Below are 21,958 nucleotides of genomic sequence, written 5' to 3'. Positions count from 1 at the left end.
CGCGGGCTACCAGGAGATCATCGGATACCGGATGATCCCGGTTCTGCCGCGCACGCGCAGATCCCAGTACACCAGTGTGAAGCTGCTCGCGACGAGCAACCCGGCACCGGTCACCAGCGCGATCCGTTCGGGTCGTGCGGCGAACCACCGCCGCACCCGACAGCCGGTGGCGTGCATCAGCACCAGGAACACCAGGACCATGATCACGATGTTGCCGAGCGACTGCAGCACGAACGCCGCGACGGCGTACCCGACGTCGTTGCTGGCCGCGGTGTCGCGGAAAATCACCCGGAACAACGAGTACGGCCTGCCGAGCAGCAGTCCGCCGATCAGCGCGCCCATCAGCACCAGCGGCAGCCGCGGGTGCCGGGCCATCGGGTTGCGCAGCAGCGTCGCACCAGATGCCTCGGAGCGTCGAGCATGATCCATTGTCAGTATATGTGCTTAAGTTACGCTGGATCGCCGGAGACTGGTGCCCGGCCTGCTTGGTGATCGACGCGACTGGTCGCCACGTGATCATCCCCTACAAAGGCTGCCAAACCCGAGTCGCACGTCCTGCGGCAGGCGATCACGGGTTACCTGCCCTGCTACGAGACCCCGGTGACGCTGCAACATCCCGCCGCCCGGCAGGGGCGGCGGGATGGAGTCGGTGCTTCAGGTCTGAAGTGGACGGTCATCCGCCGGAGGCCGCGACCACCACTCGCACCCGTCGTGGCGCACACACCGCGGCAGCACGCACATGCCCTCGATCTGCCAGCCCTCCGCGATCAAGCCGTCCAGGCAGCGGTGGTGGGCTTCGGCAGCCGCCCGGCAGCACTCCGGCAGGTCGTCACCGCGCTCAGGCATGTTCCGCGACTGGAACTCGCGTGACCCGCCTCGCCACTCCGTGCAGCAGTGCCGCGGCGACGCCACCGACCAGCGGCCCGACGAGGTACACGAGCAGCTGGGACCAGGCGGCGGTGCCGCCGGTCAGCGACAGCAGCACGTCGGGCCCGACCGTCCTGGCCAGGTTCACCGAGGCTCCGCTGAGCGGGCCGAACACCATGATCTGCGTCGCCAGCGCGAGCCCGATTCCCAAGCCGTGCAGGCCTTTTGGTGCGTCCGGTGCGACCGCGAACGCGAACACGGCGGTGACGAGGATGAACGCGCCGGTCGACTCCGCGATCAGCGCCTGCACCGGCGAGACACCGGAACCGTACGTCGTGGCACCCAAGCCGGCCGTCACCGCGGTGGAGCGGTAGACGGCGAAGACCACCGCGGCGCCGAGCACGCCACCGGCGAGCTGCGCCGCCACGTAGGCGGGCACCTCCCGCCAGGCGAACCGTCCGCGCACGGCCAGGGCGACCGTGACGGTCGGGTTGAAGTGACCTCCTGAGACCGCACCGAAGGCGTAGATCGCCACGGCGAGCGCGAGTCCGTGTGCCAGTGCGACGACCAGCAGACCTGCCGGTCCGGCCGCGACCGCCGCGCCGATGCCGAACAGGCACAGCACGGCGGTGCCGGCCAGTTCCGCGAGCAGACGGCGGGCCAACGGGATGTCCATGAGGTGAACCCCTTTCCTCGGGCGGCGGCGACACGACCGTATGGCCACATACGGTCGTCGGACGCGTCCCGTAAGGGGGCGGTAATGGACCCGCGGCAACCAGGGCACCCGGATGGCCCAACGGTGTGGAATGGCTGTGCCGTCAGCGGTCGGGGGCGGCTGGTCCGCGCGTCAGCTGAGCACGATGCGCACCGGGCTCAGCAAGGCGTCCGGGATGTTCAGCAGGTCCACCGCCTGCGTCCCCGCCTCGTAGCCGAGACGCCGGTACGCCTCGAACTGCTCGTCGGTGAACATCTGCTTGCTGGTCGAGTGGTTGGGGAACCGGCCTTCGCGCGCCTTGAACGCGTGCAGGTCCCAGCTGCCGGACCGGGTGAGCACCGCCTTGCCGTAGATCAGCTTGGCCTCGCCGCCCTGGTCCGGATACCTCACCTGGCCTCGCACGGCCATCAGCTCGCTCATGCCGTCCTCCCCCGGCATCGTCGGGCGCGGGTCGAGCTCGACGTCCGCGCCGAGCTCGCTGCGCGCCAGCGCGATGGCACGGCCGATGTCCAGGCCGGCTCCGGTGGGGTCGCTGCTCGCGTCGAAGCACAGGACGTGCGTGCAGCGCCTGCGCAGCAGCTCCACCAGACCCGTGTTCTCCCAGTGGCCGCCGTCGGTCAGGTAGATGAAGCGGTGGGTGGACTTGGTGGCGCCCAGCGCTTCGCGCAGCACGTAGAGGGCTCCCGGCTCGTGCCAGCCGTCCAGGACGGACGCCCACAGGCGGGCCAGCCGGCCTCGGGGCGGCTCCGGCTTGCGCTCCCAGCGCGGGTGCAGGGGATTCTTGATCCAGACGCCGAGGCGCACGTTCGTCAGTGCCATCAGGAAGCGCAGCGGCGGGTAGGTGAACCTGCCCATCAGCGGCGACAGGGCGGCGCCGGACACGGCCATGATCGACGGCAGGGTGAGCTGCGTGCCCGGCAGGCCGGTCTGCTCCTCGTACCAGTCGGTGCCGCGACGGCCGAACAGGCCGCCACCGCTCTGGTCGTGCTCGAAGGTGAACGACTCCGCGAACCTGCCGACCGGCACCTCGTCGCTCGTGAGGTTGACCGCGCAGCACACGATCAGCTTGGGCATCTTGCGCCCGCTCGCGCGGAGCTTGGACCCGATCTTGGAGAAGTAGAGGCGTTCGTCGTACCCGATGGGCTCGCACACGACGTCGCCGTCCTCGTTCAGCTTGCGCCGCAGGGCGAACACGCTGTTGAGCCGTTCTCGGTAGAACAGGTGCATCGAGTAGCGGCGGTTGTGCACCTTGATCGACATCAGGACGACCACGGCGGTCGCGGCGAGCACGCCGAGCAGGTCGCCGGTCCCGCGGACGCCGAGCCGTGCGGCGAACTCCAGCGACGACAGGAGGGGTACGAGCAGCAGGCCGGCGCTGCCGAGCCCGGACAGCACCAGCATCAGGCGCAGGGCGCGGAACCGGCGGCTCAGCGCGAGCGCGGCGATGGCCAGCACCAGCGACAGCACCAGCCACACCGCGGCCATCACGACGCGGCCCTGCGTGGTGTCGAACGCCTCCGGCGGCTCGTGGAAGAGCCAGGAGATCATCGCGGTGGAGACCTTGCCGTACAGCGACGCCAGCGGTGGCAGCACCAGCAGCACCGCGATCACGCCCACCAGCAGCACCAGGTTCGCGGCGACGCCCTCGGACCGCGTCTCCCCGTAGTTGCGGGGAGACCGGCGGATGTCGATGAACCTGCGGTACGCCACCAGCAGCACGGCGACGACCGCCAGTGCGGCCGCGCCGATCAGCAGCACCTTCAGCGGGAGCGCCGCGGGCAGGTCGAGACCGTTGAGCCGCAGGCGTTCCAGTGGCTGGCCGAGCCAGTTCAGCGCCCATCCCGCGAGCTTTCCGCCGATGAACGCGCACAGCACGAACGGCAGGTAGTTCAGGATGAACCCGTAGACCATGCTCAGCCCGAGCCACAACCTGCCGACCCGGCCGGGTGCCAGGTAGTTCGTGTGCTGGCGCAGGTGGCGTTCTTCGACGGAACCGCTGCCCCAGTGGGGTTTCCCGTTGTCGGTGCCGGGATTGCTGTAGGCGCCGGTGATCGTCAGCGCGCTCGCGACGTAGTTGCCGCCCGACACGCCGGTCAGGTAGTCGGCGCGCTCCAGGACGTGCCGGTGCTGCAACGCCTGCATCGCACCGAGGTTGAACGCGGCGGAGCGGATTCCCCCGCCGGACAACGCGATCCCGATCCGTATCCCCTCCGGCGGGTCCTCGACGTACTCGGCCCCCACGTTCGGCAGGCTGCGTCCTCCGTAGCCCAGCGCCATGTCAGCCTCGCACCGCCGCGGCGGTGTACCCGAGGGACACCCGGTAGTCCTCGTCCGCCGGGTCGCAGCCGTGCGGGTAGGTGGCTTTCGCGTTCTTCCTGCGCAGCTTCGGCAACGACCGCTCGTGCAGGTAGCGGGTGAACAGGGGGTGGAAGCACAGGTAGTCGGTGTCCTCCTCGCCGGTGAGGCTGGAGTCGAACGTGTACTGGAAGTGCGCCTTGTTGTAGCGCGCCGTCTCGTCGAACCGCACTCCCAGTGCTCCCAGCGTGAACAGCATCGGCAGGAACTCACCGAACTCCATCCCGGTGGCCTTGCGGATGCCCTCGCGGTTGAACACGCGGTGCAGCTCCCTGGCGGCGAAGCAGATCTCCAGCCGGTCCGACAGCCGGACCAGCGCCTCGCGCGCCAGCGGGTACGACGCCTGGTGGGCGGCGAAGATCCCGTTGACCACCATGCGTTCCGCGCGCCGGGTTCCGCCGCGGATCGCCTCCTCGGTGACGGCCCACGGCACCGAGCCGTTCACCGGTGCGGTGAACACGCTGTTCAGGATCTCGATCAGGTGGCGCGGCAGCAGCTGGGTGTGCCGGAGCAGGTAGGCGAGCGGGTCCTCCTCCGCGCCGAGCCCGCTGGTCATGCGGTGCGGCAGCGCGGCTCTGAGCAGGCGCGGCTCCTCCCTGCCCGCCGCTTTCGCCAGCAGCACCTCGTACTCGTCGGGGTGGTGCGTGCGCAGGTAGAGGCCCAGGCGGTTGTCCGCGAGCCGGAGCAGCTCCTTCGCCGTCCAGTAGATCGTGAGGTAGCTGCCCCGGAAGTCCTTCTCCGGCGCGGTCGAGATCTCGTGGATCTGGTCGAAGAGCTCGCTGGGCAGGCAGATCTGCACGCCGAACGCGTCGTTGCCGAGGATCACCCTGCCCACGCACCGGAACATGCCCGACAGCACGTCCCGCAGCTCGGGCAGCCGTGCGTGCAGGTCCTCCAGGTTGTCCATCACGATCACCAGCGGCTGTTGCCGCTTCCGCAGGATGACCCGCATCGCCCGGCGCGCCTGGTCGAACGTGACGCCACCGTGCGAGACGTCGCCGATGATCTCGTTCAGCCCGATCAGCTCCCGGTTGCCGATGCGGCGCTGCAGCTCGGCGAGGAACCGCTCGGTGATCTTGGTCGCGTCGGTGTGCTCGGGGTGGTCGAGGTGGTCCCAGACGTCCTGCAGCTCGTTCACCGGGTCGTCGCTCTGCGCGGTGTCGTGCACGTGGAACAGGGCGACCTGCTCGAACACCGCCTCCCAGATGTCGGCGGCCTGGTCGACGAAGAGCGGCCCGCGCACCTCCGTCCAGCAGCGGATCACGCTCGCCATCCACTGGTAGACGGTGGCGGTGCGCAACGCTCGCACGCTGTTGTTCATCGCGGAGCCGAAGAGGAACGCGGTCTTGCCCGCGCCCTTGCGGCCGATGATGTAGGTCGGGCGGCTCGCGCTGATGGTCTGCGCGTAGATCAGGTTGGAACGGTCGAGCAACTCGTCCACACCCGCGAGGCCGGCTTCGAAGACGCTCTCGCTGTCCGCGGGCCCGAACGGTTCCCGGGTGGTGAGGATTCGGTTCAGTGCGTTCACGGTGCCTCCCCGTACCCGACACAAGTGCACGCAGCCGGCGCACAGATGCGGAATCGCTATGGCACCACCCGAACGTGTGAACAATTCCAGGCGGGTCAGGGGGTGCGGGCAGGCTCCAGGTCGAAGTTCGCCGTGCTGTGCCGCCAGGCGAGTGCCACCGGCACCAGCAGCACCACGTAGGCCACGACCGGGACCGCGATCCACCCGGACATGTGCCGTGCCGCCTTGACGAGCATCAGGACGACGTACCCGAGGTAGGTGGCCGCGACTCCGCCATAGGCGATGAGTATCGCCGCGCGCTGGCTCGGATGGGCGGTGTGCAGGTTGCCCGCTCGTTCACTCGCGGTCACGCCGATCTCACGGCGGTCCGGCGGCGAGCCCTCCGGCACCCGGTCGAGAAGCACCCGTTCGAGAGTGAGGATCGACCGGGCCCGGACAGCGGCGAGGTTCAGCAGCACCGCGTGGAAGGCGGCGACGCAGACGAGCGGGAAGGGGAGCAGGCAGATCGTCCAGCCGAGGAGGTCCAGCTTGTCGTAGAAGGCGATCGTGCCGACGAGGTAGGTGACGGCGGCGCCCATCGTGGCGAGGCTGACGGTCAGCGTCGTCGAACGGTCGGTGCGATCGGACTGGTAGATCGCGGTCAGCACACCCAGGTCGTCGGACACAACGCCTCCCCCGAAACGGTCTTGTCCGGGAGTCTCCCGTTTTCGCGCGCTTCCGGCAGCGGCTCCGCGAAACGTCGCGTCCGCGGTAGGCCGACCTGATGAAGCTCGTGCCGAGGCGGGGAAACCCCGCCCGCTCCCGTGCCACCATGGCCCGCTGGGACTTCTCCCGAGGGAAGCGGGTGCGTGATGGAACGACGCCTGCCGGTCGCGACGCACTGGGGCAGTTTCGTCGCCGTGGTCGACTCCGATCGGCTGGTGCGGATCGAGCCTGCGCCCGGCGACCCCGCGCCTTCGCCCATCGGGCCCGGGATGGTGACGGCGGCCGAGGACAGCGCTCGCATCCTGCGTCCCGCGGTGCGCAAGGGGTGGCTGGACGGCAGGCCCCCGGCCAGGGGTGCGGACAGCTTCGTCGAGGTGAGCTGGGACGAAGCGATCACGTTGGTCAGCGACGAGCTGCGGCGGGTTCGGTCGCGGCACGGGGACAGCGCGGTGTTCGGCGGGTCCTACGGGTGGGCGAGCGCGGGCAGGTTCCACCACGCACAGGGGCAGCTCCACCGGTTCCTGGCGCTGGGAGGGGGCTACACCGACTCCCGCAACACCTACAGCACCGCGGCGCTGGAGGTGATCCTCCCCCACGTGATCGGCGGTCATCCGTGGAGCTACCAGAGCCGGATGCCGATGTGGGACGAGATCGCCGAGCACTGCGAGCTGGTGGTGGCGTTCGGCGGGCTGGCCCTCAAGAACAGCCAGATCAACCCCGGCGGCCTCGCCCGGCACCAGACCCGGGACCTGCAACGCCGGTGCCGTGAGGCCGGGGTGCGGTTCGTGAGCGTCAGTCCGATCCGCGGTGACGCCGCCGGGTTCCTCGACGCCGAGTGGCTGCCGATCGTCCCCAACACCGACACCGCCGCGATGCTCGGCATCGCGCACACGATGCTGGTCAACGGGTGGCACGACGAGGACTTCCTGCGCCGCTGCTGCACCGGGTTCGACCGCTTCGCCTCCTACCTGCTCGGCGAGCTCGACGGTGTGCCGAAGGACGCCGCCTGGGCGGCGGGGATCACGGGCATCGGCCGCGAGGTGCTCGTTGACCTCGCTCGGCGGCTCACCTCCCGGCGTTCCGTCGTCATGGTCAACTACGCGGTGCAGCGGGCGGACCACGGCGAACAACCCATCTGGATGTCCGTGGTGCTGGCCGCCATGTCGGGGTCGATGGGACTTCCGGGATGCGGCTGGGGCGCCGGCTACGCGACGATGGACGCGACGGGTGTCGCACCCGCCCGCGCTTTCGTGGCGACGATCCCCGAGGTGCCCAACCCCGTTCCCGGCTTCATCCCCGTCGCGCGGATCGCCGACGCGCTGCTGAACCCCGGTGAGGTCATCGACTACGACGGCATGCGCCTCACCCTGCCCGACCTCCGGCTCGTCTACTGGTGTGGCGGGAACCCGTTCCACCACCACCAGGACCTGCACCGGCTGACCCGCGCCTGGCAGAGGCCCGACACGGTGGTGGTGCACGAGGCGTGGTGGAACACCACGGCCAAGTTCGCGGACATCGTCCTGCCCGTCGCGACGAGCCTGGAGCGCGACGACTTCGCCGCCGGGTTCTCGGACCCGCACGTCGTCGCCATGCCGAAGGTCCGCGAACCGGCGGGCGAGTCGCGGACCGATCATCGGATCTTCGCCGCGCTGGCGTCCCGGCTCGGGTTCGAGAAGGAGTTCACGGAGGGGCGTTCCGAGACCGAGTGGGTGCGGCACCTGTACGAGGTGACCAGGGCCGAGCTCGGCGATGAGGCGGTCCTGCCTGACTTCGACGAGTTCTGGCGGCGCTCCGCGGTGGAGCTGCCCGCGCCGGCCGGGCCGTTCCCCGGCAGCTTCGAGGCCCTCCGCGCCGATCCGGAGGGCTTCCCGCTGGCGACGCCGTCCGGCCGGATCGAGATCTTCTCCGAGGAGATCGACTCGTTCGGCTACGACGACTGCGCCGGGCACCCGACGTGGTACGAACCGACGGAGTGGCTGCGGGCCGGTCTGGCGGAGCGGTTCCCGTTGCACCTGATCTCGAACCAGCCCGCGTCACGCCTGCACAGCCAGTACGACAACGGCGGCAACAGCCTCGGCTCGAAGATCCACGGCCGCGAACCCGTGACGATCAACCGTTCCGACGCCGCGGCGCGCGGCATCGAGAGCGGCATGGTCGTGCGCGTCCACAACGACCGGGGCAGCTGCCTCGCGGGCGCGATCGTGTCCGACGACCTGATGCCGGGCGTCGTGCAGCTGTCCACGGGAGCGTGGTGGGACCCGGTCCAGCCGGGCGAGACCGGGACGCTGGACCGCCACGGCAACCCGAACGTCCTCACAGCGGACCGGCCGTGCTCGCGGCTGTCCCAGGGCCCGAGCGCCCACAGCGTGCTCGTCGACGTCGAACGCCACGACGGCCCCCTGCCCGACGTGCTGGCCTTCACCCCGCCCGGCCTCGCGCGGCCGGACGATCACTCGAACGAATGATCCGTGCTCCCGGCCGAGGTACACCGCTGGACACCCCATGACGGCGTACCTACTTTCCGTGCCATGACCGCAGTCCAGGATCTCAAGTACCGCCAGTGGTTCCGGGGCGCGGACGTCGACGGCGACGGCGTGATCACCGTGCAGGACGTCCGGCTGATGGGCGAGCGCTTCACGACGGCCCGCGGTGCCGCGTCGGCGTCGGAGACCGCCCACCGGCTGACGGAGGGGCTGGCGGCGTTCTGGGCCAACGTGATCGCCCCGATGGACGTGGACGGCGACGGCAAGGTCGACCTGCGGGAGATGACCGAGGGCTTCCACCGCGCGCTGGCCGACCCGTCCCTCTACTCGCAGCAGGTCGGGCCGGTCGCCGACTGCTACTTCGACCTGATCGACCTCGACGGCGACGACCGGATCGACCGGGAGGAGTTCCGCGAGATCTTCGGTCTGGCGGGCAACGTGTCGCCGGAGGACTGCTCCGCCGTCTTCGACGCCCTCGACCTCGACGGCTCCGGCGGGCTGGACCGCGCCGAGTTCCACCAGGCGCTCCTGGAGTTCTTCTACGGCGACGACCCGGACGCTCCCGCCACCCACCTGTTCGGCAGGATCGCCGAGGTCGGCCAGCCCGTCTGAGCGCCGGGTCGCGGGCGTTCTGCTCGGCCTGAGGCAGCTGCACGACGACGTCCTCGACGCGAAGGGCCTGACCACCTCGGGTTCACCGAGCGTGAGCCCGAGGTGGTCAGGCTGCTCGACCGCGCGCACGCCGTCGCCTACGCGATGAGGCACGGCATCATCTGATGGACGGGCGAGCCGGTCATCCCCACCGCTGCTTGCGGGACCCGCCGTCGCAGGCGATGAGCCGCAGGCCCACCTCGTCGTCGTGCAGGCACTCGTCGTCGTCCGCCCTGCGCACCTCGGCGGCGGCGTCAGACACCGTGACCATCCACTGCTGAGACGCCGTCTCGGCGCATTCCGCGCTCCGCAGTCCGGTGGCCCCCCGGTCGAGGCAGGCGCCGGTGGCGTGGTTGCTGATCCGGTAGGTGCCCTCGCCGAAGGGCCGCACCGTCCAGCGCTGGTAGCTCATGCCGTTGCAGGGGAACGTGCGCAGCCCACCCTCCATGCTGTGGTCCAGGCAGGCGCCGGTCGCCCTGCTGACGAAGATGCGCCCGGACGTCGTGATGGGCAGCGGACCGGCCGGATCGCTCTCACCGGACGTCGGCGCGGGGATCACCGCCAGGGTGACCAGGCTGCCGAGGACCGCGCCCACACCCCCGCCGGTGGCGGCCCACCGCCACTCCGTCCTGCTCGCCTTCCTGGACGGCGCGACGTCCGGTTTCTCCTGCACCGCACGCGACTGAATCGCATTGGCGGCCTCCCAACGCGCCCGGTATTCGACGGGGTCCGCTTTCAACGCCACGCACAACGCGCGAACGACATCCCAAGGTGGCACCGAGTGTCCGCGCAAATAGCGCGACAGCGACGAATCGCTGACGTGGATCTCGGGTTCCAGCGACCGCAGCGGACGACCGGAATTGCGCTGCAGGGTGCTGAGCGCGTCGGCCAGGGTGCGCACCGGATCGGGTTCGTTCGACCGGCCAGGCGCCATCAGGACCTCGTTCACGTTCATGCCGGCGGTGTGCTCCGACCGGCGGGTGCCGTCCCGGGACGGACATGTCCCAGCAGGTCAGGAAGCTAGCGGTCCCAAATGAGCTGAAGCAACCGGGACACGCTTGCCGAGCGGAACCGATCGGGCACACCCTGTGCCGGCAGGGTTCGGAGGGGGATCGAGGGCCGCGGCCGGTCACTGGGGGGTGCCGGCCGCGGCCCTCTTCCACGACGTCGCCGGAGGAAATGAGCCGATGCAGTCCGTTTCGCGTCAGGAGGCGTGGGAGGAATGGAACAAGGTCCCGCAATCAACGGACTGTCTCGCCGCCGCGCTCGGGCCGGAACGAATCGCGGTCCGGCGTTTGCTTTTAGCCGCGGGGGCGGCGTCCGCGTAGGCGTCCATGCGGTCGGCGAAGACGGCGGCGACGAGGTCCTGGCGGCTCGGGAACCGGTGGGACAGGGTGCCCTTGCCGACCCCCGCCTCGCGGGCGACGGCCGCCATCGAGACGCCGAGCGAGGAGTTCTCCGGCGTCGTCGTCAACGCCGTCCTGTTCGCCCTGGCCGTCTTCGCGGCTTGGGGCCGCTTCGGTCCGCACAGCTTCTGACCGGCTCGTCGCCGACCGGCCGCGCGGTGGTTCCCGCCGGAAGCTCGAGGTCCTGCCTCAGGCCCGCGCCGGAGTCACGGCGTCCAGCGGGTGATCTCCAGCGCCACGCCGACGCGCAGCACGTTGTCCGCCAACGGGATCGGGAGCAGTTCGTCGGCGCGTGCCAGCCTGCGGACGACCGTGTTGCGGTGGGTGAAAAGGCGGGCGGCGGCCCTGGAGGCGTTGCATTCCTCCGCGAGGTAGGCACGGACGGCGTCGAGGACGTCCGCAGGTGCGTGTTCGAGGTCGCCGAGGGTGCGTTTCACGAACCGTTCGGCCCGCTCCGGTTCGCGGGTGACGAGGGAGACCAGCTCGATCTCGTCGTGGGTGGCGATCTGCCGGGACGCGGAGAGGCGGGCCAGCATCCGTTGCGTGGTCAGCGCTTCCCAGTGGCTGCGGCGGAACCCGTCCAGGCCGGACGCGGGTGTGCCGAGCGCGATCCGGACGGACGGGGCGACGGTGACCCGGCTGGTGTCCGGCATCGCGGGCAGCCACAGCCAGCGGGTGGCCGAGTCCGCGACGACCGTCAACGGGCGGGACTCCCCCGCCAGCGCCTCGGCTGCCCGGTCCAGGTCGTCGGGGCCGGACGTCCGGTCGTCGCTCCACACGATCGCGGCGACGTGCTCGCCGGACAGCCGGTACCCGAGGCGGGCCTCCGCTCGGCGCCGCGGGAGACGTGAGCCGTCCAGGAGCAGGGTGACGACCTCGCGGCGTTCGGCCTGGGTGCCGCTGGTCAGGTTCGCGCGTTCCCTGTGCACCTGCGCGAAGACGGCCTCGACCGTGTCGTCGATGAACGCCCCGATCGACCGGTGCGCGAAGTCGAGCAGCTCCCGCAGCTCGCCGGGGTCCGACGTCAGCGAGAACGCGATGGTGGACCACCGCCGCAGCACGACGGCCTGGCCGACGCGGTAGGCGTCCAGCGACGACTCGGTCAGGCCCCGCCGGACCAGGTCGCGGACCGCCCTCACCGGGTCGTCGGCCACGTCGGCGGGCACCCGCGCTCCCGGGTCGCGGACGTTGGCGGACGCCCACTGCACGACGTTGGACCGGATGGTGCGCCTGGCCGAGGCCGCCAGCACCGGGTCGACCGCGACCGCGGCCATGTTCGGTCCCCGCAGGGCCGCCTCGCCCAGCTCGGCCAGCCAGTCGTCCAGCTCGGCGAGCGCGATCTCCGCCCCGGTGCGGATCAGGGCGCGGATCGGGGCGGGCGGCAACGTCCAGGACATGGGCCGACCCTATCCACGAGCGCACAAAGTGCACCAGTTTCCGTGGATTCTGGTGCAGTTTGACATTGCCGGAGGACTTCGCTGATCAACACGATGGAGTCGTAGCGTCTGCTCACCCGCCAGGAGTCCTCCCCCATGACCGCAGTTCCAGTGAAGGCCGTGCCCGCCAAGGGCTTCCTGCGCACCCAGCCGCGTCTCGCGGACATGCGCGGAGCCCGTCAGGTCTGGGAGCTGGCCGTGGGCCCGGTCCTGGGAGGCGCGCTCGTCGGGCTCGCCGCCGGCATCAGCCTCACGGCGTACGTCCTCGCCACGGCCGTGTCCATGATCGGCGGCCTGCCCGCGGGAGCCCAGCACCGCACGCTGCCCGGAGCCGTCGCGCGCGGAGCCATCACCGGCACCGTGTGGGCCTCGTCCGTGATCGCCGCGCACCTCATCGCGCACCCCACCGCGAGCACTCCCCTGCCCGACCCCATCGCGTGGTTCCTCGCGCTGGGCACGGTTCCCGCGTCCGCCACCGCGGCCGTCGTGTGGTTCTTCGCCTCCCGCGGCCGTGCTCCCGTCACCAGCAAGGCAGTCCGCACCGTGAACGAACACGTGTCGCCGGAAGAGTCCGCGGTCGAGTCCGTGTCGGGCCCGCACCGGAGGTTCGACATCGTCCTGCACGGCGCGACCGGGTTCGTCGGCCGTCTCACCGCGAAGCACCTGGCGGCAGCCGCACCGGACGCCAAGATCGCGCTCGCGGGGCGTGACGCGCGCAAGCTCATGGCGCTGCGGAAGGACCTCGGTGTGCAGTGGCCGGTGATCGCGCTGGACATCCGCGACGACGAGGGTGCGAAGGAGCTCGCGGCGTCCACCCGCGCGGTCGCGTCGACCATCGGGCGCCACGGCTTCCCCCTCGCCGCGGCCTGCGCCCGCCAGGGCACCTCCTACGCCGACCTGAGCGGCGAGGTGCCGTTCGTCCGCCGCAGCATCACCGAACTGCACGACCTCGCCGTGCGGTCGGGTGCCCGGATCGTCCACGCGTGCGGGTTCGAGGCGATCCCGTCGGACCTCGGCACGTTCCTGCTCGCCGACCGGGCCCGCGCCGACGGCGAAGGCGGCCTGACGGAGACCGTCAGCATCCTCGATGAGTTCAAAGGTGGCTTCAGCGCGGGCAACTTCGACTCCAACCAGGCGCTGAGCGCCGCCCTCAAAGCCGATCCCGCCCTGCGGGCCGCGATCGCCGACCCGTTCGCCCTCGCCGTTCCCACCGGGTCCACAGTGGACTCCGATCCGGTGTCCGCGTTCCGCGACCCCCTGACCGGCCGGTGGCTCGCCCCGGCGATGGGAGGCCCGTTCAACAGCAGGTTCGTCCGCCGCAGCGCCTCGCTCACCGAAGGCGGGTACGGTCCCGGCTTCCGCTACCGCGAGGGCATGGGCGTCGGAACGTCGCCGTTGGCGCGCCTGCAGGCCGTGGGGCTCACGTTCGGGTTGTCGTTCATGAAGTTCGTGCTCACGTCCCGCCTCACCCGGCCGATCATGACCCGGCTGCTGCCGCCGGGGTCCGGTCCGTCGGAGAAGACGCAGGAGAACGGCCTCTTCCGGGTGGCGATCCACACCCGCACCACGACCGGGGCGCGGTACGTGGCGACCGTGGGAGCCTCGGTCGACCCGGGGTACCGCGCCACGTCGATCATGCTCGGGCAGAGCGTGCTCTCGCTGGCGACCGATCCGCTGACGTCGGACGGCGGCGTGCTGACACCATCCGTCGCCATGGACCACCACCTCGCCGACCGGCTGTCCGCGCAGGGGTTCGAGATCTCGGTGCGGCGCCTGCCCTAGCCGAACCGCTTTCCCAAGCCGCCAGAGTTGCTGTCCCCTTTCCCGCCCCACACCCGCCCGCGCGTCACCCACCCAGGCGGTCCCGCCTGCGCTGCGTGACGTGGCTTGGGAACGCGGGGGCCCTACGTTTCCCTACATGGGACGTAGGGCCCCCGCGTACTACACGGGAAACACGAAAGAGAGTCGCGAGCGGGAGGGGTGTTACGGACAGCAGTGCTGGAAGCGTGCTTAGCCGAACGCCACCAGGATCAGCGCCGTGATGACGATGCCGACGAGGTGGTAAGAGCCCGAGATCAGGCTGTAGAACAACGGCCGCGGCATGTTCGGGTTGATCGCGATGATCACCGTGTTCGCCGCCAGGAAGCCGATCCCGATGACCAACGCGAACACGAGGGCGTCGCCGACGGCGTTGATGTCCAGTGCCCGCATCAGTGCGGCGGTCGTGGTCACGACGAACAGCGTCGCGACGGCCGGGCCGCCGAAGAACAGCGCGGGCTGCTCCGGCTTCGGCGTGCTCTCCCGGCCGAGCGAGGCGGCGTAGTGCTTGGCGAACAGTCCCGCGAACCAGAGGCCGCCGAGCACGGTGTACGCGACGACGGAGAGCAGCACGGCGATCCAGTTGACGGACGCCAGTGCGGTGAAGACAGTCATGGTCACTTTCCTTTGAAGAAGAGCCGGTGCCGTGCAGGCGGCCACTGTGGCGGCAGAAGAGGACAGCTTCGGTCCGCTACTTCTTCGGGGGAGGGTGACCTGGTTCACCGTCCGGAAAGGACCTGTCCGGTCACCACTCGACGGCGAGGGCGAGGGGTCCGAAGACGGCGCTCTTCGGGCGGTACTGGATCTCGTGGGCCGGTTGCGCGAGGGCCAGGGCCGGGAAACGGTCGAACAGGGCCGGGAAGGCGATCTGCATCTCCAGCCGTGCCAGGGGTGCGCCGAGGCAGTGGTGGATGCCGTGGCCGAACGCCAGGTGCGGCTTGCGTTCGCGGGTCATGTCCAGCACGTCGGGGTCGCCGAAGTGCCGGGGGTCGCGGTTGGCCGCGGTCAGCGACACGACGACCAGGTCTCCCTTGTGGACGGTCGTGCCGGCGATCTCGGTGTCACGGGCGGCCGTCCGGACGAGGCTGGTGGAGACGACGGAGAGCCAGCGCAGGAGCTCCTCGACCGCGGCGGCCGGGTCCTGGCGGAGCAGGGTGAGCTGGTCGGGGTGGGTCAGGAGCCCCACCGTGCCGAGGCTCAGCATGTTCGCGGTCGTCTCGTGGCCCGCCACCAGGAGCAGCAGCGCCATTCCCGTCAGTTCCGCGTCGCTCAGCTCGTCGCCGTGGACGGTCACCAGCATGCCGAGGACGTCGTCGCCCGGCTTGGCGCGGGTGCGCACGACCAGGCCGCCCAGGTACTGGTACAGCTCCAGGGTGGCCCTGTCCTGCTCCTCCTTGCCGAGGTCGCCGTTGAGCATCCGGGCACTGCGGTCCTGGAACTCCTCGCGCTCCTCCCAGGGAACGCCGAGCAGCTCGCAGATCACCAGTGACGGCACGGGCAGCGCGAAGTCGGCGACCAGGTCCGCCGGCGGGCCGGTGCGCGCCATCGCGTCGAGGTGCGCGTCGACGATCTCGGCGACGCGGGGACGCAGGTCCTGGACGCGGCGGTGCGTGAACACGCCGCCCAGCATGCGCCGCAGCCTGGTGTGCTTCGGCGGGTCGTAGGACAGGAAGCTGCCCGCCATCACCTCTTCCTGGCCGTTCGCCCCCGGGAACTTCGGTGCCGCCTCCTCGTTGCCGAACAGGTCGGCGTTGGACAGCACGGTCTTCACGTCCTCGTACCTGGACACCAGCCAGGCGGCCGGGTTCGCCGTCCCGCCGAGCGGTGTCACGCGGGTCTGCTCGCGGGCGGCGGTCAACGCGGCGGAGGGGCCGAAGCCGTCGCGTTCGGTGGGCAGTGCGGCGAACAGGTCTCGGACTTCCATCGACACTCTGCGGTCTCCTTCGAACTCGCTCGGTCCCGAGCGGGTGGCGTGGTGCGGGGAGTGAGGGGCCGGCCGGACCCACCACCCACCGTACCGACTTACTGACCGGATTGGCCACTTGGTCAGACAGCCGGATGAGACTCGTCCTCGGCTGCCGGTCCCGCCGGTGAGCCGGGGCGTTCACGCCAGCACGGCGACCGCGACGGCAACACCGGCGTAGCCGAGGTTCAGCAGCACCTTGACGGTCGCGGCCACCTGCGCGCGGAGCCGCCGCGGCCGCTCGCGAAGGGCTCGGGCGAGCGAGTCCAGGTGCGCCACCATGAAGACGAGGATCAGCCCCGCCGCACCCCAGCCCGCCGCCGCACGGGTTGCCGGGAGCAGGAGCAGCAGGCCGTCGACGAGCAGGGCCGCTCCTCCGAGGGCGACCGGCAGCTCAGGGCGGGGCACCCACGCCGGTACCATCGCCCTGACGAATCTCGGTGCGACGAAGTGCACGGCACTGTGGACGATGAGGAAGATGGCAAGCGCAACGGCGATCGCGTTCATGCCGTGAGGGTGTCGCCCGCGGCGTCGTGGACGCTTGAACGAAACGATCGGCGCCTGCGTTTCGCGGCCGGCGAGTCGGTCGCGGTGCTCCACGAGTCCGGCCCGTTCCGCGTCACGCCGCATCGGCAACCCGCGTGGAAGATCGTCCTGCCGCTCGGTGGAACCGTCGCGATCCGCTTTGGCGACGGCCGCGGCCTGGAGAGCGACGGCGGCGTCATCGTGCCGCCCCAGGTCTCGCACACGTGCGAGGTGTCGTCCGAGTACGTCGCGTTGACGGTGGATTCCTGGGCTCTCGCAGCGGGTTCCACGCCGTCCCGCATCGAAGCGGACGCGGCCCGGCGGATGCGATCGGCTGCCCTGCCGAGAAGCGACGACGAGGTGGACGTCGAGGCGGTCCGCGCCGAGCTGTACCGCGTCGCGCCCAGGAGCACTGTCAAGGACGAGCGCGTTGTACGGGCGTTGCGGGCGATAGCCGCGGATCATGATGCTTCGATCGCCTCCATCGCACAGGACCTGACCCTGTCCGCGCCGCGGCTGCGCGCACTCGTCCGCGGCCAGGTTCCTGTTCCCCTGGCCCGGCTCCGGCTGTGGGCCAGGCTGAACGCCGCCGTGGCCGGTCTGCCCGCGAGCTCGGTCGCCGCCGTGGCCGCGGCGACGGGTTTCGCCGACCAGGCCCACCTCACCCGGACGGCGCGGGGCCTGATCGGCCGCACGTTCTCGGAGTTCGGGCCACCGTCCGCCCCGCCACGCCCGGCACGGCGGCGAGCGAGTTGAGACCCGCTCGCCGGGACGGGCAGACTGGGCACGCTCAGCACCGGACCGGATCGGGAGTCGCCACGCCATGCCCTCACCAGCGCGTCACGACGAGCAGAAGGCCGCACGCATCCTGTCCGCCGCCCAGGAGCTGATCCTGAAGCGGGGCTACAAGGGCGTCACGATCTCCGACATCGCGGAACGGGCGCACATCGGCAAGGGCACGGTCTACCTGTACTGGCAGACCAAAGAGGACATCTTCGTCGAGCTGCTGGCGAACGAGATCCTGACCGTCATCGAGGTCTACCTCGCCGAAGCGAGGCGGCAGCCGGAACTCACGCTGCCGCACCGGTTCTGCGCGCACATCGTCCGTGCCGCACTGGACCGGCCCCTCGCCCGCGCGCTGCAGACGCACGACGCCGAGCTGCTCGGCATCATCATCGACCACCCGCGCAGCCAGGACCTCCTGCACCGGCACGGGGCCTCCGCGCTGATCACCGGACTGCTCCCGATCTGGCGCGAGCACGGCGTGATCCGCGCGGACTGGCAGCTCGACGACCAGGCGTACGCGTTGCAGGTCCTCACGGTCGGGCACCTGCAGATGCAGACCCACCCCGAGATCGACAGGCTGGAGACGGCGACGTCACCCGACGAGGTGCTGTCCGCCGCGACGGAGGCCCTGCTCGGCGTCACGGACGTCAAACCCGGTGGGCTGCAAGCACTGTCGAGCGACGTGCTGGCCTTTCTCGGCGACTCGGCGAAGTCCGTGCGGGAGTTCCTGCTGCCGTCGGACCGGTAGCCGCGGGGTCACTTCTCCGCGAGGAGGTGGTACGCGGCTTCGAGATCCGCGTTGCGCAGCCGGAAGTTCTTCTGGTCCGCGCCGAGCAGGCGTTGCGCCACCGAGGCCACCGGTGAGCCCACGACGCGCATCAACGCCTTCCTGCCGAAGTACTCGCGACGGTTGGCGGGCGTGAACAGGATTCGCCCGCGGTTCGCGAACTCCGCGAAGTAGCTGACGAACGGGCGCACGGTCCGTTCCCACTGGCCCAACGCCAGTTCGAGGTCCTCGGGGTGGCGGGAGAGCATGGTCCCGAGCAGCTCCGCGCCGGCGATGCCGTTCGACGCGCCCATTCCGGAGTACAGGGTGGTGCACCACGCCGCGTCGCCGACCAGGACGACCCGGCCCCGGTGCCACGAGTCGAGGTGCACCTGCTCGACGGAGTCGAACAGGTACTCGTCCGCCGTCTCCAGTGCGCGGACCGCGTGTTCCATGACCGCTCCCAGCGGTTCCGGTCCATAGGCCGCGCGGATGCGCTGCGCCGGCGGTGCCGTGAACTCGGCGTCGACGTCGTCCGTGCGGTAGGAGAAGAGCACCGAGCTGGGCTTGCCGGCGAACGGGAACACCCAGAAGGAGCGGCCGGGTTCGGCCAGCGTCACCGCCTCCCCCTCGGCGACCCCCGGCAGGTCGCCGGGCAGGTGGAAGGCCGCGATCATGTAGTCGAGGCGCTTCAGGTAGTCGCCGTCCGGCCCGAAGACGAGCTTGCGGACGGTGGAGCGCAGGCCGTCCGCGCCGACGACCAGGTCGAACCGCTCGACGCTCTCGGAGCCGTCCGCCGTGTCGCGCAAGGTGACCTCGGCACCGTCGTCGTCCTGGCGGATGGCGACGGGGGTGGTCGAGAAGCGGACCTCGATGTCGTCCGCGAGAGCGGAGAAGAGCACCTCCTCCGCGTCGCCGCGCAGCATGAGGGCCGGGCTGCCCGGCTGGTCCGCGAACCCGGGGCTGGGCCGCTTGACGCCGTTGCGGTCGATCTCGAAGCTCGCGGCGTTCGCGGGGGAACGGTCCTCCAGCCCGCCCGTCACCCCCAGCCGCCCGGCGGCGTTGCGGCCGACGCCGAACAGGCCGATGAAGTAGCCGCCACGTCTGCGACCTGGTGCTTTCTCGACGATGAGCGGCGTCCAACCGGCTTGGCGCAGTGCGACGGCCGCGGACATGCCCGCGATTCCCAGGCCCACGACCAGCGCTCGGCGGTCGTTTCGAAGGTGTGTCATGATCTCACTGTAGAACCAACTGACCAGATTGGCCACTTGGTCAGTCAACGGTCCGCCCGCGGTCGCCGAGCCGGTGGGTCAGGTGGCCGGCGTCAGCCTGGGCGTCCAGGAGGCGGGCGGGAGTGGCGCGGCACCGGGGGTGGCCCGGAACCCCTCGATGGCCAGTGCCGCGAACCGACGCGACGCCTGCACGGCCTGGTCCGCCTCGGCGGCCCGGATGCCGCTGTTGGCCATGATGACCAGGACCAGGTCCTGCGGGACGAAGTCGGGACGGAGCTTCCCGCACTCCTTCGCCCGGCGGGCCAGCTCACCGGCCTTCGCCATCAGCTCCGCGCGGGTGTTCTCGAGCGTCAGCACCTTGGGGTAGGCCGACAGGAACGCGGCGGTGAAGCCGCGGTCGCGGACGTGCAGCTCGAACAGCCGGACGATCACGGAGCAGAAGCCCCGCCAGGGATCGGGATCGGCGAGCGCCTCGTCGAGAACGGTGCCGCAGTGCCACATCTGCTCGGCGAACGCCTCGGCGACGAGCGCCTCCTTGGTCGGGAACCGCCGGTAGAGCGTCGCCGGGCCCACTCCGGCGTGCCGGGCGATCCGCTGCGTCGACACGTCCAGTCCTTCGGCCGAGAACAGCTCCCGCGCCGCCTCCAGGATGCGGTCCCGGTTGTCGCGGGCGTCCGACCGCAGGGAGTGAGGCAAACCGTCGGCCATGCTCTCACTTTAGCCATTCCGCCGGGTGCGCATCGCTACCTTCCGCTGGCACCACGAGAATCCAGCTCAGCGGAGAAACCACAATGGACTTGTTGTTCGTCGTTCTGTCGATCTTCTTCGGCGTCTTGATGTTCGTGGCGGGGACGCTGCGGATCGGCGGAATCGCCGTGTTCCGCTCCAACGCGGAGACGCTGCGCCTGTCATACACGTGGTTCCGCGTCATGGGCGCGTTCGAGATCGTCGCCGCGGCGGCCTTGGCGGCAGGGCTGAAGTTCGGGCCGGTCGCGGTCGCCGGAGCGGTCATGGTCGTGCTGGAGTCGGTCATGTCGCTGCTGCTGCACACCCGGATCCGCGAGCCGCTCGGCAAGCTCGTCCGGTACGTGCCGATGATCCTCGTGTCCTCGGTCCTGCTGGTCCTGGCCATCGCGGTCTGAGCGCCGGACCGGAACTCACCCCTGGCCGCACCGGTACGGGCCGGGGTTGCCGATGCCCGCCAGCACCGCGAGCGCCACGCGCTCGGAGAGGTCCGGCCCCGAGGGCGCGTGGCGGAACAGCGCGCGGAACACGACCGGCGCGACGAAGAGGTCCAGGACGAGGTCGACGTCGTCGAACTTGATCTCGCCGCGCTGCTCCGCGTTCCGCAGGGCGATGACACAGGATGCGCGGCGCGGTTCCCACACCGTGTCGAGGAAGTCCTGCCGCAGCACCGGGTCGTCGACCAGGTCGGCCAGCAGGCCGGGGACGACCCGGTACATCGCCGGGTCCTCCATGCCGATCCGCAGCGCCTCCAGCTGGCCGATGAGGTCGCAGTGCAGGCACCCGGTGTCCAGCTCGACGAGGCCGACCTGGTCGCGGGCCATCGCGGCGAGCACCAGCTGCTGGCGGGTCTGCCAGCGGCGGCGGACCGCCGGTTTGGTGGTGCCCGCCCGCGTGGCGATGGCCTCCATGGTCAGCCCGGCGTAGCCGACCTCGCGCATCAGGGCCGAGACGGCGGTGAGCACCGAGTCGTCGATGCGCTCGTCCCGCTGGCGTGGCATGGCTCCCTCCCTGGCGTCACCTTAGCCGCACGTCAGCACCACCTTGCCGAACGGCGTCCCGGCCTCCAGCGCCACGAGCGCTTTCTCGGCCTCGGCCAGGGGCAGGCGTTCGTCCACAACGGGTTCGAGCGCGCCCTTCGCCCACAGCGTCGTGATCTCCCGCCACGACGCGCGAAGCTCGTCCTGCGTGACGGAGCTCAGGCTGAACGCCATCAGCGTCGGCGACCGGAAGAAGGCCGCCAGCAGGGCGTGGAAGAAGGCGTCCGGCGGGGTCCCGGCGGCGGCACCGCACGCCACGTAGTGGCCGTTGGCGTCGAGCAGCTCCAGGAACGACGGCATGTCCGGGCCCGCCACCGGGTCGACCACCACGTCGTAGGGCCCGCCGGAGACGGTGGCCGTGGTGCGGTCGACGACGGTCGTCGCGCCCAACGCCCGCAGGCGGTCGGCTCTCTCCGCCGACGAGGTGACCGCGGTGACCTCGGCACCCCTGGCCGCCGCGACCTGGGTCGCGAGGAGGCCGACGCCGCCGCTCGCGCCGCGGACCAGGACCCTGGTGCCGTTCCGCACGCCCGCCCGGCTCAGCGAGACCTCGGCGACCAGCGCGTTCACGCCCAGTGCGACGGCGCTCGCCGCGTCGGTGTCCTCCGGCAGCGGCAGGACCCGGCCGGCGTCGACGGCCACCAGCTCCGCGTAGCCGCCGAGGGACGGCTGGGCCAGCACCCGCTGCCCGACCAGGTCAGCCGGGACGTCCGCACCTGCCGCACGCACGCGGCCGACGACCTCCACGCCCGGCACCATGCCCGCGGCGGAACCCGCGTACTGGCCGCGCCGGAGCATCACGTCCACGAACCCCGCGCCCGCCACCTCGGTCTCGACGAGGACCTGTCCCGGCCCCGGTTCCGGGTCCGGGACCTCGTTGACCTCGACCTCTCCCGACGACTGCACGACGAGTGCCTGCACGAACGACCACCTCCGAT

Annotated in this window: 23 protein-coding genes; 7 read left to right on the top strand and 16 right to left on the bottom strand. The window is 70.8% G+C overall.

Going from position 1 to position 21,958, the window contains the following annotated elements:
• Positions 1 to 6: 6 nt before the first annotated feature.
• From BLT23_RS01285 to BLT23_RS01260, 6 genes are all read right to left on the bottom strand, one after another.
• On the bottom strand, positions 7 to 429 hold the full coding sequence (locus tag BLT23_RS01285) for a hypothetical protein (RefSeq protein ID WP_143035776.1): 423 nt from the start codon (positions 427 to 429) through the stop codon (positions 7 to 9).
• Positions 430 to 654: 225 nt separating this feature from the next.
• Entirely contained in the window at positions 655 to 846 is a 192-nt protein-coding gene (locus tag BLT23_RS01280) for a hypothetical protein (protein ID WP_090044626.1), read from the bottom strand.
• A complete protein-coding gene (locus tag BLT23_RS01275) occupies positions 839 to 1,543 on the bottom strand; it encodes an MIP/aquaporin family protein (RefSeq protein ID WP_090044625.1) in 705 nt (234 codons plus the stop codon). The genes BLT23_RS01280 and BLT23_RS01275 overlap by 8 nt, the downstream gene beginning before the upstream one ends.
• A 171-nt stretch (positions 1,544 to 1,714) precedes the next feature.
• Positions 1,715 to 3,859, bottom strand: a complete 2,145-nt coding sequence (locus BLT23_RS01270; RefSeq protein WP_090044623.1) for a patatin-like phospholipase family protein — start codon at positions 3,857 to 3,859, stop codon at positions 1,715 to 1,717.
• Between the two features lies 1 nt (position 3,860).
• Entirely contained in the window at positions 3,861 to 5,465 is a 1,605-nt protein-coding gene (locus BLT23_RS01265) for a P-loop ATPase, Sll1717 family (protein ID WP_090044621.1), read from the bottom strand.
• Positions 5,466 to 5,560: 95 nt separating this feature from the next.
• Positions 5,561 to 6,130 carry a hypothetical protein gene (locus tag BLT23_RS01260; protein ID WP_090044619.1) on the bottom strand — a complete coding sequence of 190 codons (570 nt, stop codon included), beginning with the start codon at positions 6,128 to 6,130 and terminating at the stop codon, positions 5,561 to 5,563.
• Positions 6,131 to 6,316: 186 nt separating this feature from the next.
• Here BLT23_RS01260 and BLT23_RS01255 point away from each other — a divergent pair, with 186 nt between their 5' ends.
• Together BLT23_RS01255 and BLT23_RS01250 are read left to right on the top strand one after the other, a co-directional pair.
• Complete coding sequence (locus BLT23_RS01255; protein WP_090044617.1) at positions 6,317 to 8,635, top strand: molybdopterin-dependent oxidoreductase; 2,319 nt, start codon at positions 6,317 to 6,319, stop codon at positions 8,633 to 8,635.
• A 63-nt stretch (positions 8,636 to 8,698) separates the two neighbouring features.
• On the top strand, positions 8,699 to 9,265 hold the full coding sequence (locus BLT23_RS01250) for an EF-hand domain-containing protein (RefSeq protein ID WP_090044616.1): 567 nt from the start codon (positions 8,699 to 8,701) through the stop codon (positions 9,263 to 9,265).
• 181 nt (positions 9,266 to 9,446) lie between these two features.
• Here the strand turns inward: BLT23_RS01250 and BLT23_RS01245 are convergent, their stop codons facing one another.
• Positions 9,447 to 10,259 carry a ricin-type beta-trefoil lectin domain protein gene (locus tag BLT23_RS01245; protein WP_090044614.1) on the bottom strand — a complete coding sequence of 271 codons (813 nt, stop codon included), beginning with the start codon at positions 10,257 to 10,259 and terminating at the stop codon, positions 9,447 to 9,449.
• 249 nt (positions 10,260 to 10,508) lie between these two features.
• Positions 10,509 to 10,739 (bottom strand): helix-turn-helix domain-containing protein, encoded by a 231-nt coding sequence (locus tag BLT23_RS01240; RefSeq protein WP_090045658.1) that lies wholly within the window; start codon positions 10,737 to 10,739, stop codon positions 10,509 to 10,511.
• On the opposite strand from BLT23_RS01240, the gene BLT23_RS40455 reads away from it, so the two are divergent.
• Positions 10,699 to 10,842 (top strand): hypothetical protein, encoded by a 144-nt coding sequence (locus BLT23_RS40455; protein ID WP_218133645.1) that lies wholly within the window; start codon positions 10,699 to 10,701, stop codon positions 10,840 to 10,842. The genes BLT23_RS01240 and BLT23_RS40455 overlap by 41 nt on opposite strands.
• Positions 10,843 to 10,916: 74 nt before the next feature.
• Here BLT23_RS40455 and BLT23_RS01235 read toward each other — a convergent pair whose 3' ends face one another.
• Positions 10,917 to 12,107, bottom strand: a complete 1,191-nt coding sequence (locus BLT23_RS01235; RefSeq protein WP_090044612.1) for a PucR family transcriptional regulator — start codon at positions 12,105 to 12,107, stop codon at positions 10,917 to 10,919.
• Positions 12,108 to 12,242: 135 nt separating this feature from the next.
• Between BLT23_RS01235 and BLT23_RS01230 the strand changes: the two genes are divergently transcribed.
• A complete protein-coding gene (locus BLT23_RS01230; protein ID WP_218133596.1) occupies positions 12,243 to 13,928 on the top strand; it encodes a saccharopine dehydrogenase family protein in 1,686 nt (561 codons plus the stop codon).
• Between the two features lie 228 nt (positions 13,929 to 14,156).
• On the opposite strand, the gene BLT23_RS01225 is transcribed toward BLT23_RS01230, so the two are convergent.
• The 3 genes from BLT23_RS01225 to BLT23_RS40450 form a co-directional block, all read right to left on the bottom strand.
• Positions 14,157 to 14,579 carry a DUF1761 domain-containing protein gene (locus tag BLT23_RS01225; protein WP_090044611.1) on the bottom strand — a complete coding sequence of 141 codons (423 nt, stop codon included), beginning with the start codon at positions 14,577 to 14,579 and terminating at the stop codon, positions 14,157 to 14,159.
• Between the two features lie 130 nt (positions 14,580 to 14,709).
• Entirely contained in the window at positions 14,710 to 15,888 is a 1,179-nt protein-coding gene (locus tag BLT23_RS01220) for a cytochrome P450 (protein ID WP_090045654.1), read from the bottom strand.
• A 180-nt stretch (positions 15,889 to 16,068) separates the two neighbouring features.
• On the bottom strand, positions 16,069 to 16,434 hold the full coding sequence (locus tag BLT23_RS40450) for a DoxX family protein (RefSeq protein ID WP_090044610.1): 366 nt from the start codon (positions 16,432 to 16,434) through the stop codon (positions 16,069 to 16,071).
• A gap of 3 nt (positions 16,435 to 16,437) precedes the next feature.
• On the opposite strand from BLT23_RS40450, the gene BLT23_RS01210 reads away from it, so the two are divergent.
• Positions 16,438 to 17,208: a helix-turn-helix domain-containing protein gene (locus BLT23_RS01210; RefSeq protein WP_090044607.1), complete on the top strand. Its 771-nt coding sequence runs from the start codon at positions 16,438 to 16,440 to the stop codon at positions 17,206 to 17,208.
• A 67-nt stretch (positions 17,209 to 17,275) separates the two neighbouring features.
• A complete protein-coding gene (locus BLT23_RS01205; RefSeq protein ID WP_090044605.1) occupies positions 17,276 to 17,986 on the top strand; it encodes a TetR/AcrR family transcriptional regulator in 711 nt (236 codons plus the stop codon).
• An 8-nt stretch (positions 17,987 to 17,994) separates the two neighbouring features.
• On the opposite strand, the gene BLT23_RS01200 is transcribed toward BLT23_RS01205, so the two are convergent.
• Together BLT23_RS01200 and BLT23_RS01195 are read right to left on the bottom strand one after the other, a co-directional pair.
• Complete coding sequence (locus tag BLT23_RS01200) at positions 17,995 to 19,236, bottom strand: FAD-dependent monooxygenase (RefSeq protein ID WP_245743417.1); 1,242 nt, start codon at positions 19,234 to 19,236, stop codon at positions 17,995 to 17,997.
• Positions 19,237 to 19,314: 78 nt separating this feature from the next.
• Positions 19,315 to 19,944, bottom strand: coding sequence for a TetR/AcrR family transcriptional regulator (locus BLT23_RS01195; RefSeq protein WP_090044601.1), 630 nt, complete (start codon positions 19,942 to 19,944; stop codon positions 19,315 to 19,317).
• A 92-nt stretch (positions 19,945 to 20,036) separates the two neighbouring features.
• Between BLT23_RS01195 and BLT23_RS01190 the strand changes: the two genes are divergently transcribed.
• Positions 20,037 to 20,378 carry a hypothetical protein gene (locus BLT23_RS01190; RefSeq protein ID WP_143035775.1) on the top strand — a complete coding sequence of 114 codons (342 nt, stop codon included), beginning with the start codon at positions 20,037 to 20,039 and terminating at the stop codon, positions 20,376 to 20,378.
• 15 nt (positions 20,379 to 20,393) lie between these two features.
• On the opposite strand, the gene BLT23_RS01185 is transcribed toward BLT23_RS01190, so the two are convergent.
• Together BLT23_RS01185 and BLT23_RS01180 are read right to left on the bottom strand one after the other, a co-directional pair.
• On the bottom strand, positions 20,394 to 20,981 hold the full coding sequence (locus BLT23_RS01185) for a TetR/AcrR family transcriptional regulator (RefSeq protein ID WP_090044596.1): 588 nt from the start codon (positions 20,979 to 20,981) through the stop codon (positions 20,394 to 20,396).
• Between the two features lie 21 nt (positions 20,982 to 21,002).
• Entirely contained in the window at positions 21,003 to 21,941 is a 939-nt protein-coding gene (locus BLT23_RS01180) for a quinone oxidoreductase family protein (RefSeq protein WP_090044595.1), read from the bottom strand.
• Positions 21,942 to 21,958: the final 17 nt, after the last annotated feature.

Source organism: Lentzea fradiae (assembly GCF_900100955.1).
GTDB classification, from domain to species: domain Bacteria; phylum Actinomycetota; class Actinomycetes; order Mycobacteriales; family Pseudonocardiaceae; genus Lentzea; species Lentzea fradiae.
Note: the sequence above shows the minus strand (reverse complement) of the source record. Positions and strands in the feature narration are given on the sequence as shown.

What these genes read in the sequence shown, in the direction of transcription:
- BLT23_RS01285 (WP_143035776.1), bottom strand. Translation starts at nt 429, where the DNA reads ATGGATCATGCTCGACGCTCCGAGGCATCTGGTGCGACGCTGCTGCGC.
- BLT23_RS01280 (WP_090044626.1), bottom strand. Translation starts at nt 846, where the DNA reads ATGCCTGAGCGCGGTGACGACCTGCCGGAGTGCTGCCGGGCGGCTGCC.
- BLT23_RS01275 (WP_090044625.1), bottom strand. Translation starts at nt 1,543, where the DNA reads ATGGACATCCCGTTGGCCCGCCGTCTGCTCGCGGAACTGGCCGGCACC.
- BLT23_RS01270 (WP_090044623.1), bottom strand. Translation starts at nt 3,859, where the DNA reads ATGGCGCTGGGCTACGGAGGACGCAGCCTGCCGAACGTGGGGGCCGAG.
- BLT23_RS01255 (WP_090044617.1), top strand. Translation starts at nt 6,317, where the DNA reads ATGGAACGACGCCTGCCGGTCGCGACGCACTGGGGCAGTTTCGTCGCC.
- BLT23_RS01250 (WP_090044616.1), top strand. Translation starts at nt 8,699, where the DNA reads ATGACCGCAGTCCAGGATCTCAAGTACCGCCAGTGGTTCCGGGGCGCG.
- BLT23_RS01245 (WP_090044614.1), bottom strand. Translation starts at nt 10,259, where the DNA reads ATGAACGTGAACGAGGTCCTGATGGCGCCTGGCCGGTCGAACGAACCC.
- BLT23_RS01240 (WP_090045658.1), bottom strand. Translation starts at nt 10,739, where the DNA reads ATGGCGGCCGTCGCCCGCGAGGCGGGGGTCGGCAAGGGCACCCTGTCC.
- BLT23_RS01235 (WP_090044612.1), bottom strand. Translation starts at nt 12,107, where the DNA reads ATGTCCTGGACGTTGCCGCCCGCCCCGATCCGCGCCCTGATCCGCACC.
- BLT23_RS01230 (WP_218133596.1), top strand. Translation starts at nt 12,243, where the DNA reads ATGACCGCAGTTCCAGTGAAGGCCGTGCCCGCCAAGGGCTTCCTGCGC.
- BLT23_RS01225 (WP_090044611.1), bottom strand. Translation starts at nt 14,579, where the DNA reads ATGACTGTCTTCACCGCACTGGCGTCCGTCAACTGGATCGCCGTGCTG.
- BLT23_RS01220 (WP_090045654.1), bottom strand. Translation starts at nt 15,888, where the DNA reads ATGGAAGTCCGAGACCTGTTCGCCGCACTGCCCACCGAACGCGACGGC.
- BLT23_RS40450 (WP_090044610.1), bottom strand. Translation starts at nt 16,434, where the DNA reads ATGAACGCGATCGCCGTTGCGCTTGCCATCTTCCTCATCGTCCACAGT.
- BLT23_RS01205 (WP_090044605.1), top strand. Translation starts at nt 17,276, where the DNA reads ATGCCCTCACCAGCGCGTCACGACGAGCAGAAGGCCGCACGCATCCTG.
- BLT23_RS01200 (WP_245743417.1), bottom strand. Translation starts at nt 19,236, where the DNA reads ATGACACACCTTCGAAACGACCGCCGAGCGCTGGTCGTGGGCCTGGGA.
- BLT23_RS01195 (WP_090044601.1), bottom strand. Translation starts at nt 19,944, where the DNA reads ATGGCCGACGGTTTGCCTCACTCCCTGCGGTCGGACGCCCGCGACAAC.
- BLT23_RS01185 (WP_090044596.1), bottom strand. Translation starts at nt 20,981, where the DNA reads ATGCCACGCCAGCGGGACGAGCGCATCGACGACTCGGTGCTCACCGCC.